This window comes from Capnocytophaga sp. oral taxon 380 str. F0488 (assembly GCF_000318255.2).
Taxonomy (GTDB): Bacteria; Bacteroidota; Bacteroidia; order Flavobacteriales; family Flavobacteriaceae; genus Capnocytophaga; species Capnocytophaga ochracea.
The window spans coordinates 1-12038 of the sequence record NZ_KB291182.1 but is presented as its reverse complement, the minus strand read 5'-3'; the positions used below and the strand labels follow the sequence as shown (position 1 = coordinate 12038).

At 41.2% G+C, this 12038-nt stretch carries 10 protein-coding genes and 1 pseudogene; 3 read left to right on the top strand and 8 right to left on the bottom strand.

Annotation, left to right across the window (positions count from 1 at the left end; all coding sequences use genetic code 11):
- Window positions 1-644: 644 nt before the first annotated feature.
- From HMPREF9078_RS02415 to atpD, 8 genes and pseudogenes are all read right to left on the bottom strand, one after another.
- A complete protein-coding gene (locus tag HMPREF9078_RS02415) occupies window positions 645-1937 on the bottom strand; it encodes an MFS transporter (RefSeq protein WP_009411503.1) in 1293 nt (430 codons plus the stop codon).
- Between the two features lie 424 nt (window positions 1938-2361).
- Window positions 2362-3087 (bottom strand): YggS family pyridoxal phosphate-dependent enzyme, encoded by a 726-nt coding sequence (locus HMPREF9078_RS02410; RefSeq protein ID WP_009419131.1) that lies wholly within the window; start codon window positions 3085-3087, stop codon window positions 2362-2364.
- Between the two features lie 24 nt (window positions 3088-3111).
- Window positions 3112-3693, bottom strand: a complete 582-nt coding sequence (locus tag HMPREF9078_RS02405) for a threonine/serine exporter family protein (RefSeq protein ID WP_009419130.1) — start codon at window positions 3691-3693, stop codon at window positions 3112-3114.
- Window positions 3680-4450 (bottom strand): threonine/serine exporter ThrE family protein, encoded by a 771-nt coding sequence (locus HMPREF9078_RS02400; RefSeq protein ID WP_009419129.1) that lies wholly within the window; start codon window positions 4448-4450, stop codon window positions 3680-3682. Before HMPREF9078_RS02400 ends, HMPREF9078_RS02405 begins: the two co-directional genes overlap by 14 nt.
- A 191-nt stretch (window positions 4451-4641) precedes the next feature.
- On the bottom strand, window positions 4642-6612 hold the full coding sequence (gene dnaG, locus HMPREF9078_RS02395) for a DNA primase (RefSeq protein WP_009419128.1): 1971 nt from the start codon (window positions 6610-6612) through the stop codon (window positions 4642-4644).
- Window positions 6613-6754: 142 nt separating this feature from the next.
- Window positions 6755-7069: pseudogene (rhuM, locus tag HMPREF9078_RS02390) on the bottom strand (RhuM family protein); the annotation flags it as partial.
- A 216-nt stretch (window positions 7070-7285) separates the two neighbouring features.
- The gene (gene atpC, locus HMPREF9078_RS02385; protein ID WP_009419126.1) at window positions 7286-7522 is read right to left on the bottom strand and encodes an ATP synthase F1 subunit epsilon; all 237 of its coding nucleotides are present in this window, start codon (window positions 7520-7522) and stop codon (window positions 7286-7288) included.
- Between the two features lie 55 nt (window positions 7523-7577).
- Complete coding sequence (atpD, locus tag HMPREF9078_RS02380; protein ID WP_002674457.1) at window positions 7578-9092, bottom strand: F0F1 ATP synthase subunit beta; 1515 nt, start codon at window positions 9090-9092, stop codon at window positions 7578-7580.
- Window positions 9093-9431: 339 nt separating this feature from the next.
- Between atpD and HMPREF9078_RS02375 the strand changes: the two genes are divergently transcribed.
- The 3 genes from HMPREF9078_RS02375 to HMPREF9078_RS02365 form a co-directional block, all read left to right on the top strand.
- On the top strand, window positions 9432-9797 hold the full coding sequence (locus tag HMPREF9078_RS02375; protein ID WP_016478335.1) for a hypothetical protein: 366 nt from the start codon (window positions 9432-9434) through the stop codon (window positions 9795-9797).
- Between the two features lie 292 nt (window positions 9798-10089).
- Window positions 10090-10827: a Fic family protein gene (locus tag HMPREF9078_RS02370; protein ID WP_009419125.1), complete on the top strand. Its 738-nt coding sequence runs from the start codon at window positions 10090-10092 to the stop codon at window positions 10825-10827.
- Between the two features lie 93 nt (window positions 10828-10920).
- The coding region (locus HMPREF9078_RS02365; RefSeq protein WP_009419124.1) for a dicarboxylate/amino acid:cation symporter at window positions 10921-12038 on the top strand (1118 nt) is incomplete at its 3' end.

The window sequence follows — 12038 nt, the reverse complement described above, 5'->3', positions numbered from 1 at the left end:
AAAAGAGAATGGATAATTAGGAAATTAGCAAATTAAAAAATTAGTAAATGGGGAAGTATGAGGTCTTAGGTCATAGGCAATAGGTGGATGTTATCCTCCTATTCACATACTCCGCTCTCGCGGACTTCCTCAATGAGGGGGAATGTAGTGAGTTACTTATTTGGTAAGCCCCCGAACCCCCCGAAGGGGGACAAGCTGGAAAAGGAGACAAACCTCCCCCTTCTCACATACTCCGCTATCGCGGTGCACATACCCAGCTGTCGCTGGCTATCTTCGAAGGGGAATGTGATGACGGAGAAGGAAAGAAATGACGAGGGGTGAATGACGAATGAAGAAGGTAATGGGAGGTCGTAACACGAGATGCAGAATAACTTTGCCAAAGGTGCGAGCCACATAGGCAATTTAAAACTTTGGCAAAGTATTGTGACAGGGAAAGACAAAACGTATTTAACGCCACAATATTAAAAATGTCAATAATACTCAATCAATGGCAAATTGCGAATGACGGGCTTTGAGTGAAGATAGAACGAAGGGAAAATTTGCTGTATGAGAGAAGCTTGAAGAAATTTTAGGAGAGAAAATAGGAAAGACTGCCCCACTAAAAGTGGGAGCAGTCTTTCTTCTAACTTAGGGAAATATGATTATTAATCTACGTTGATATCGGTATTTACATTTTTACTACCTACGAGGGCATAATACAAGAGGAATAGCAATGCTAATACAATTACCCAGTAACTTTGGATATAACCAAAAGCATCGGCAGCCCAACCTTGGATAGCTGGCAAAATACCACCACCACACACCATCGCCATAAAGATACCTGAGGCAGCGGCTGTATATTTACCCAAACCTTCGGTAGCGAGGTTAAAAATGCCTCCCCACATTACTGAGGTACACAAGCCACAAAGAATGAGGAACATTATGCTTATTGGCACTTCGGCTAACCCAAAAGAAATATCAGATTTGAACACAGGCATATTTACCATTTGTGTTTCGGGTATTAATATAGCTAAGATAACAAAAAGAATTCCTAAGGAAGATACAAAAGTAAGCATTCCTTTGCTTGAAAACTTCGCTCCTAATGAACCTCCGGTAAGACGACCGATGAACATCAGGAACCAATAGGTACCTACTACTGAACCCGCAATAGTGGTATCTATTGCTAAGCCGTTCATTTCTGGACTACTGGTCATAAAAAGGTTTGCGATGTTGGGAATTCCTACTTCAATCCCTACGTAAAGGAAGATAGCTATCGCTCCTAATATAAAGTGACGGAAAGATAGTGGACTGTGTTTATCGGTTACATCTTTTTGTTTTACCGCTGCGTGAGGTTCGGGTATTTGCATTAGGGCAAGTACAATAAATGCCAAAGCGAAGATACCCATTGCTAAGAAGAGGGCAGGATTGGCATCGGCAATAGAAGTACCGGCGCTGATAGTACCGATGAGGTACCCTACTAATACGGGCACGATAGTTGCCCCAATAGAGTTGATAGCCCCTCCGAATTGCAAGAGTTGGTTACCGCGTTTGCCACCACCACCGAGGGTGTTGAGCATTGGGTTTACTACCACGTTCAGCATACACATAGAGAAGCCTGAGATAAATGCCCCAGTGAGGTATACTCCAAAGCTACCCATATTACCTGAAAGGAAAGTAATACAAACGCCAACGAAGCCTACGGCAATAGCTGTTAAGGCTGTTTTCTTATAACCGATGCGTTGTAGCATTAGCCCTGCTGGAATCCCCATAAAGGCATAAGCGATAAAGTTGGCTAAGTTCCCCAATTGTGATTCGAGGTTGCTTGCCATAAATTGGTTTTTTACAATTACCCCGAAAGGGTTTTGTAAGCCCGTTACGAATGATATCATAAAGAATAAGGCGAACATCATTGCAATGGGTAATGCGTAACTTTTGTTTTGTTGATTTTGGTGTTCCATTATTTTTAGTTATTTATTATTTTAGAAAATAGGGAATAGGAGATAGAAATTAGTTGTTAGAAATTACTTATTTCTCCTATTAACTACTGTATTTGGTAAATAGTGGGGCAAAAGTAAATAAAGAAAATATAAAACACAACAAAAACGAAAACTTTTTTAAGGTTTATTTATGAAATATATTAGATGTTAGGTGTTAGAAGTTAAAAATCAGAAAATTAAGAAATTAATAAATAGGGACACGAGTTAAAAGCTCACGCCAGTGGAATAAGAAAAAGAGGAAGAAAAATTAGAAAATGGAGGGAGGGTCGTAGCACGAAGGACAGTTGAAACTTTGCCAAAGTTTTGATACGAACGAGTCAGACTATTCGAATGTGTTCGATACCGATAGCTAAAGGCTTAAAGAATAATCATTAACGGCTAACGACTATTTTTCATTCCAATAGTAGCTATCGGGGTAGATGCGCTGACCAAAAATAGCAGTACCAACCCGCACGATGGTGGCACCTTCTTCAATAGCGGTTTCGAGGTCGCCACTCATTCCCATTGAGAGTTCTCGGGGGTCTACATTAGGGAGGTTGAGAGCAATAATCTCTTGTTGGAGATGTTTAAGGAGTTTAAAGCAGGCGCGCACCTTTTCGGTTTCGGCACTAAACAGTCCGATAGTCATCAGTCCTTTGATATGTAGGGTAGGCATTGTAGCCACTTGCTTTACAAGATTGAGCACCTCAGAGGGGTCGGCACCAAACTTGCTTTCTTCGTTAGAGGTATTCACCTGAATAAAGATGTCGAGTTCCTTACCTTCACTGGCGAGGCGATTGTGGAGTTTTTGGGCTAAATCGAGGCGGTCTACCGATTCTACACAACTCACCTCGTAACGCAAAATATCTTTTATCTTATTCGTTTGTAAATGACCTATAAAATGATTGGTATGTGGGGTATCTTTCAGCGCTTCATACTTCTCTTTGAGCTCTTGCACTTTGTTTTCGGCGATGAGCGTATATCCTGCATTTAATGCTACTTTGATGCGCTCAGGAGTTACCGTTTTAGTAGCCAAGAGGAGTTTTACTTCCTCCGGCTTGCGACCTACCTTTGCACAGGCATTGGCGATGCGCTGTTGTATTAAGGTGATGTTTTGTAATATGTTTTCCATTTTTAATTACCAGTTGTTAATTGACTATACCGGTTCATTCTCCACTTCTTCCTTTGGTAATTCGCCTTCGGCTTTCTTGCGCAAGAGGCGACGCTTGATGATGTCGTTTAGGTCTTTATCCTTCACTGAGTAGGTGTTGAACAGTAGCATAGGCGCAATCACTCCAAAGGCTAAACACATTGTAATAAAACCAGTTTGTAAACCGAGTTTAAAGGTTTTGAAAAGCAAATCTAAGGTTTCGTCTTCTGGTGTTTGTACGGTTACAATCTTGATAATATTCATCATAAACTCATAACCGAATTTACCAGGAATCATATTGATGACGGCAGGAATGGTGAAAACTATAGGAGGTGTATGTACTCGGTGAGCAAAGTATACCGCCAAAAGACCCACAGCACAAGCGCCTAAGAAGGAGGTAATCACGATTTGCTCGGGCATCACAGTGCCTAAAAGCATAAACTTTATACCCCAACCCACTCCGCCAAGTAAGCCTGTAATCCACAAAGCACGACGGGGAGTATTGAACAATAAAGCAAAGCCGATAGAAATCCACATCGACCAAAAGATGCGTTCGGCTAATTCTAAAAATACATCAAAGAAGTTCATAACCAAAAAGAAGTAAAGCTAAATAAAAACCTAATGAAATCATAAACACCAAGATAGCCGAATGGGTGAGCTTAGCTACCCCTGCCACAATACAACCCGAAAGTATATCGATAAATCCATTGATAAGAGGTACCCCAGGCACTAACCACAGCACACAAGCGGCTAAGGCATTGTGATAGTCCTGCACGCCAAGCAAGCGGAAGATACTCATCACAGCTACGGATACGAAAGCTGCCCAGCCCCAACAAATATACACGTTAAACTTGCGCAACTGTAAAATACGTCTGCCTGCTAAACCTAAGAAAGTAGCAAGAAACGACATACTAAACTCGGCATAGCTCGCATCTTTACCGCCAAACACGTAGGCGAGAGAACCTCCAGCAACGGCTACGAAAAACCACATTACATACATATTATAATGCGGGCGTGCCTTGATAGTAGCGACTTGTTCTTCAATTTCCTCGATGGGGAGTTTCTTTTCAATTGCCTCCCACGATAGGATACTGATATCGGAAATGGCGCTGAAGTTCACCCCGTGATGAGGAATGGAACGCACGATAGTTTCTTTTTCGCCTGTAGTTTTATCCTGCACGGTAAGTACGATAGCAGCGTGTGAATAGAAGTTTTCGCAATAGTAGTTGAGGGCATTAGAGATACGTTCTACATTGCGTTCTACCCTTCGGGTATTGGCACCGCTGGAAATCAGCAGTTCGTTGATATCGGCAAAGAGTTTTGCCGCTCGTTCAATGGGCTTCATATATATTTTAGACGTTAGTTCTTAGGAGGTTAGTTATAGGGCTTGTCAGACTGTTAGCACGAATTGCTTTTAGCATTACTTGCTGTTTTCTTCTAAAAGAAAATCTTTCTTGCAAGCAAAAGCAAAGAATTCTTGTTCGTTAGAAAGTGCAAAAGTACAAAAATAATGAAGAATGGCAAAAAGGCGAAGATTTAATAATTTACTATCACATTCAAGCGCTTGCCTAATATTGTTTTTAGTTGGTTATAACCTATCACCTCCTCCATAACACTTTTGCGTTCTTCATCTGTTATTTCAGTACGTACTTTCTCTGCTAAATTGTTGATGAGATGCATTATTAACAGCAAACGAATATTTAGAATGATATCCGAGATAATTCTATTGAGGTCTCTGTCTTTCTCCTTTGCCACAATATCTCGTTTCAACCAATTGTCTAAATGTCTAAACTCGTCTTCCATTTCCAAATCGGATACCTTAGCACTGAGTTCCACAGGAAGTTCGTTTGCAAGCCTACTCACATCATAGGAAGCATCTTCTTGGAACATTGTCATTAGTTGGTCATATATCTGCTTGAAATCGGGGTTAGCGAATTCTATTTCGTCTTCTTGAAGTTCAAGGAATACTTTCTCGTAAACTTTGAGGGTTTGCTGTATTTGTTTTTCTTTGAGGTCGCCGTTTTCTTCTTCTACCAGAATAGTATCGGTGAAAACACAGTCTTCATTCCCTTTGGAAAGAAGAATCTTTATTAAATCGTGCTCTAACACCTCCAAACGGTTTATCGTGCGTTTTTGAGCCTCTTCTGGCGTTTGTACCACTTGCATAGTAGATTGCTTGCGCTCTACTTTTTGTCCTTCATAAAAGTCCTTTTTGAGAATTTGCGCCAAAGTAGAGAAGAGCACCTGTTCCGAGATGTCCATAATGGTAGCGCACTCGCGCACATATACTTCCCGCTTGATAAGGTCGGGGATTTTAGAGATACTCTCTACCATATCGCGTATGGTTTCGGCTTTTTTGATAGGGTCGTTCTGCGCCTCTTGCATTAGGAGGGAGGCTTTGAAGCGAATGAAATCGGTGGCGTTGTTTTCGAGGTATAGCACGAGGTCTTCGTAGGCAGTTTTGCGAGCAAAGCTATCGGGGTCGTCTCCCTCGGGGAAGGTACAGACCTTCACATTCATACCCTGTTCCAAGATGAGGTCTACCCCACGAATGGAAGCACGTAAACCAGCGGCATCACCGTCGTACAGCACCGTGATGTTGGGTGTGAGACGGTGAATGAGGCGGATTTGGTCTTGCGTAAGTGCTGTTCCGCTTGATGCTACTACATTTTCGATACCCTTTTGATGCATTTGAATCACATCGGTATAGCCTTCAACCAGATAGCAGTTATCAGCTTTGGCGATGGCTTGTTTGGCGAAGAAGATGCCATAGAGCACTTTGCTTTTATGGTAAATCTCACTTTCGGGAGAGTTGAGGTATTTGGCTTGTTTCTTGTCGTTGGTGAGGATGCGCCCTCCGAAGCCCAATACGCGTCCGCTCATAGAGTGAATGGGGAACATTACGCGCCCTTTGAAGCGGTCGAACTTACGGTCGCCATTGACGATGGTGAGCCCCGTTTTTTCTAAGAACTCCAACTGGTAGCCTTTGGCAAGGGCGGTATCGGTGAAGGCAGTCCACTCATCAGGGGAGAAGCCTAAGCGGAATTTTTGGATGGTTTCCTCAGTAAAACCACGCTCTTTGAAATAGGTCATACCGATAGCCTTACCGGCTTCGGTATTAAAGAGGGTATCCTGAAAATATTGTTGGGCGTATTCTGAGACAATATAGAGACTCTCGCGCTCATCGGCTTGTGCTTTTTCTTCGGTAGATTGCTGAGTTTCCTCAATGTCGATATGGTATTTTTTAGCCAAATAGCGAATAGCTTCGGGGTAGGTGAAGTGCTCGTGCTCCATTAGGAAAGCAATAGCATTCCCGCCTTTGCCACTACTGAAGTCTTTCCATATTTGCTTTACGGGTGAGACCATAAAGCTGGGTGTCCGCTCATTGGAGAACGGACTCAGACCTTTGTAATTAGAGCCTGCACGCTTGAGTTGGACGAAGTCGCCGATGACTTCCTCCACCCGCATTTGGTCGTATACTTTGTCGATAGTGTTTTTTGAAATCACTGTTTTTTAGATTAAGGAAGAAAAGGGTTAATTTGTTAATTGTTTCAGGTCGTCCTCTAATTCTTTAAGGCTGTTTTCACGTTCTATTTGGCGTTGCTTAGTTTGGTATTTTTCATACTCTTGAGCAGATTTCTCTATGGGCTTGTTGTGATTTTACTCGATAACCTACTGAGATGATCACATCGAGATTGTAATATTCTACCTGATAGTTTTTACCATCGGTGGCAGTTGTTGCAAAATTTGCAACAACTGAGTTTCTGTATAGTTCCCCTTCTTCAAAAATGTTTTTAATATGTCGTGATATAGTAGATTTGTCACGGCTAAAAAGAGTAGCCATTTGGTCTAATGAAAGCCATATCGTTTCATCTTGGAAGCGTACATCTATCTTGATATTCCCTTCTTGATTTTGGTATATAAGAAACTGTGATTCCATAGGGTTTATTTGTTTATCAATCATTTTACCCCTTGTGGGCTCATAAAAATACTTAGTTAAGAGACAAGAAAGTTGTGTTATATTTATTATTTTTAATAAGTGTATTTGATTATAGATTTGACAATGCAAAGATATAACATTCTTTTCAGAAAAGCAAAAAACAAATAACCGACTGCTTTTACAAGAGTCGGTTATTTACATTTAATTTTTTAATTACGATGAAATAAAAAAAACTTTCTTTTAGTCTGCTAAAATCACTACTTTGTTTTGGTTGCACTCCAAGGTACCTCCTGTAATAGTGAAATGTTGCAGTTCTTTTTTGCCCTCAAAGAGCTTTACCTCGCCTGCCGTAAGCAATGAGATAATAGGGGCGTGGTGTTCTAATATTACAAATGGTCCTTTAGCCCCAGGCACCTTCACCGAGGTTACTTTACCTTTAAACAAAAGGGCTTCAGGAGTAAATATTTCTACTAACATAAGTGCGAGCCATACGGGCTTTTTTGTTGTTATTTAACATTAGCTAATTTTCTTATTAACTAGCTTGTGCTTCGGCAAGCATTTTTTCACCAGCTTCGATTACTTCTTCGATGGTGCCTTTAAGGTTGAAGGCAGCTTCTGGAAGGTGGTCGAGTTCGCCGTCGAGAATCATATTAAAGCCTTTGATAGTGTCTTTGATATCTACATAAGCTCCTGGTAAGCCTGTAAACTGCTCTGCTACGTGGAAAGGCTGTGATAAGAAACGCTGTACGCGACGTGCACGAGCAACGGCTACTTTATCGTCTTCTGAAAGCTCTTCCATACCGAGGATAGCGATAATGTCTTGCAATTGTTTGTAACGTTGTAAGAGCTCTTTTACGCGTTGTGCGCACTCGTAGTGCTCTTTACCCAAGATTTCGGGGGTAAGGATACGCGAAGTAGAGTCGAGAGGGTCTACCGCAGGGTAGATACCGAGCTCGGCGATTTTACGCGATAATACGGTGGTCGCATCGAGGTGGGCAAAGGTAGTTGCCGGAGCGGGGTCAGTAAGGTCGTCGGCAGGTACATATACCGCTTGTACTGAGGTGATAGAACCGTGCTTGGTAGAGGTGATGCGCTCTTGCATCGCTCCCATTTCGGTAGCTAACGTAGGTTGATAACCCACCGCTGATGGCATACGACCTAAAAGGGCGGACACCTCAGAACCTGCTTGGGTGAAACGGAAGATATTATCGACGAAGAAAAGCACGTCTTTACCGTGACCTTCGCCAGCGCCATCGCGGAAGTACTCGGCAATGGTGAGCCCTGAGAGGGCTACACGCGCACGTGCTCCAGGAGGTTCGTTCATTTGCCCAAATACGAAGGTAGCTTTTGATTCTTTAAGTGCCTTGCGGTCTACTTTACTCAAATCCCAACCGCCTTTTTCCATCGATTCCATAAAACCTTCGCCATATTTGATAATGCCCGATTCGAGCATCTCGCGTAGCAGGTCGTTTCCTTCACGAGTACGTTCTCCTACCCCAGCGAATACTGATAGACCGCCGTGTCCTTTGGCGATGTTATTAATCAATTCTTGAATGAGCACTGTTTTACCTACACCAGCACCGCCAAAGAGACCGATTTTACCTCCTTTGGCATAAGGTTCGATAAGGTCGATGACTTTGATACCAGTGAAGAGTACTTCGGTAGTGGTGGAGAGTTCTTCGAATTTGGGAGCTTCGCGGTGGATAGGCAAACCGTTGTCGCCGTCTTTGGGCAGGTTGCCAAGTCCGTCGACCCCGTCGCCAATTACGTTGAAGAGGCGACCGTAGATATCGTGCCCTACGGGCATTTTGATAGGACTGCCTGTGGCAATCACTTCGGTGTCGCGGCTAAGTCCTTCGGTGGAGTCCATAGAAATGGCGCGCACCACGTCTTCGCCTATATGCGATTGTACTTCTAATATGAGTTTGGTACCGTCGGGTCTTGTGATTTCTAAGGAATCATAAATGCGTGGGAGTTCATTATCAGAAGCGAACTCTACATCGACCACAGGTCCAATTACTTGTGCTACTTTTCCTTTTTGTAACATTCTTTTTTATTTTTAGTTGTTTAGACCACAGGCATTAAGCCATAGGTTGTAGGTGTTATGGTTTTAGAAGCTGAGGTCTGAAATATGAGACCTATGAGCAGAAACCTAAATATTGTGCAAATGTAGGGACTTTTTTAAAAAAGGCAAATAAAAGTGAAGATTTTTTTTGTTTCTTATTTTAAAATTTGCTGATTGTCAATTATTAACTAACAAATAATATTTTTATTAGAGTGTTTGTAAACACTCTAATAAAAAATTAATCATATATTTTTAGGCTTATCTAAAAAATATTTTTACCTTTGCGCTTTCAATGGTTATATCTTTTAAAATTAAAATATTATGAGTGATTACTGTATGTGTCATATCGAGAGTTACTGGCAGGAGCTTATGGATCTTTCAACAGAAGAATTTATGCAAGAGGCGTATATGGAAGCGCTTTCGCATAGTCGAGAGGCTTTTTATAGGGCAGAAGTATTAGCAACTCACGCTGATAGATGTGAAAAGCTAAAGATTCCGTTTGTAGAAATATACACTTTTTCGTGTGAGAATTTGGCTTGTATGTATCAGCATATGGGAGAGTCTTTACAGGCGGTAAAGATTTTGAACCAAGGAATTAGTTTTTTAGGATATTTGTACAAACAAAAATTACTGAGCAAAGAGGTTTTTGAAGAGCAGATAGAAGCTTTAAATTGTTTATTTCGTTAAGTGAGACAAGCTACATCTTTTATTCTTTTCAATTATTCTTTAATATTTTTAGATTTTTTTTCAAATCATTACATAGTCTTCAAAATTGGTAAATTGATAAGTTATCTTTATATTTTTCTGTAAAAAAATATTCGCAATTCTTTTTAGAAAAATATTTAATTGTACTTATTTATAATATTGATTATCAATACATATAGGTTTTATACTTTCTTCTTTTTAGTGAATTTCACGAGTTCTTTTGCTGAAAGAAGGCAAAATATCGTACATTTGCCACGTAAAACCTAAAAGTTTAATGAAACACATCTTTACAACAGAACAGCAAGCGTTGGCAGCTCGTATTTTGGAACATAACCATTTTTCACCCCTAAGTGAGTTATATTCTTCGGAAATACAAGACTTGGCGGTGATATGGTCGTTTTACTCTGGGAAGATAGAAGGCAATACTTATACTTTTGTGGAGACGGAAACGCTCTTGAAAGATGGTATTACTTCACCCAAGCGCTATGAAGAGGCTAAAATGCTCAAAAATCTTTACAACACTTTTATTTCGGAAGTAGAGTATATCAAAAAAGGGAATACCGAAGAGATTAACAAACGATTGCTTTTTGAGCTACACTCTCGCTTGATTGCTGATTTGATAGATAACCGCGAGAGGGGTATTATCCGCAAACGCGCTGTGCGGATTACTGGAACGGATTATACACCTCCTACTGAGGAGCACCTTATTGAAAAAGCCTTAGACCAGATAATGGAGGAACAGGCTGAAATAGAAAATCCTTTAGAGAAAGCGGTGTTTTTGCATTGCAATATTGCGCGCTTGCAACCTTTTGTTGACGGCAATAAGCGCACTTCGCGCTTGGTTGAGAGTATTGTGCTGATGAATGACGATATCGTACCGATTCATACGACTCGCTTAGAGGATATCAATACGTACCGTAAGGCTTTGCTTTCTTTTTATGAAACGAGTGATTACAGTGAATATGCCGATTATTTTCTACAAAAGAAATGGGAGTATCTGCAGAAGTCGTAGCACGACAGGCAGTGTGAGTCGTACGGGCTTTTGAGCTACACTGGCTGATAGTTGTAGTAGATTTATTTTAAGCATAATTTTAATATCTAGAAAATGAAAAATATTTTTAATAATCTTTTGTTTAAGGTGGTTTGTGGTATCCTGTTTGGGATAGCGTTGGGCTATTATGCACCTGAATGGTTGTACCGCATTCTTATTACTTTTCAGGTGTTGTTTAGCAACTTTTTAAAGTTTGCAATACCGCTGATTTTGATAGGGCTTATTATGCCTTCGATTAGTGATTTGGGTAAAAATGCAGGTAGGTTACTGCTTATTACCATAGGAATTGCGTATGCTTTTACGCTTTTCTCGGGTTTTTCTACTTACTTGGTGGGCGAATCTCTTTTTCCTTCGCTATTGCAGGGGGAACAATTGGGCTCCATTGTAGATAAAGGAAAGAGTTTGCCTCCTTATTTTACCATTGAGATGCCTCCTTTGGCTGATGTGATGAGTGCTTTGCTGTTTTCTTTTATCATCGGGATTGGGTTGTCGTTTAGAGAAGAATCGAAACTTACAGAGGTGATTAAAGAGTTTGGCGATATTGTGAAATGGCTTATCGTTAGGGCTATTATACCGATATTGCCTATTTATATTATGTGTATTTTTGCTGAAATTACCTTTAACGGACAGGTAATGGCAATTATGAAGGTGTTCTTCAAACTGATTTTGGTTCTTTTTGTGATGCACATTGCTTTGCTCATTATCCAATACCTGATTGCGGGAAGTATTGCAGGGAAGAATCCGTTTAAGGCACTGGCTACGATGCTACCGGCTTATGCGACGGCTTTGGGTACACAATCGTCGGCTGCTACCATTCCTGTAACGTTGAGGCAGGCACTGAAATTAGGCATTTCACAACGGATAGCGGGATTTGTGATTCCGCTTTGTGCTACGATTCACCTTTCGGGCAGTACGATGAAGATTACGGCTTGTGCGCTTGCCCTGATGATGCTTCAAGGAATGCCTTATGACTTTTCGCTGTTTGCTGGTTTTATAATGATGCTGGGAGTGGTGATGATTGCTGCTCCTGGGGTACCGGGAGGGGCTATTATGGCTGCTTTGGGGGTGCTGAACAGTATTCTTGGTTTTAATGAGGCGCAACAAGGACTAATGATTGCACTTTATATAGCGATGGATAGCTTTGGTACGGCTTGTAATGTAACGGGTGACGG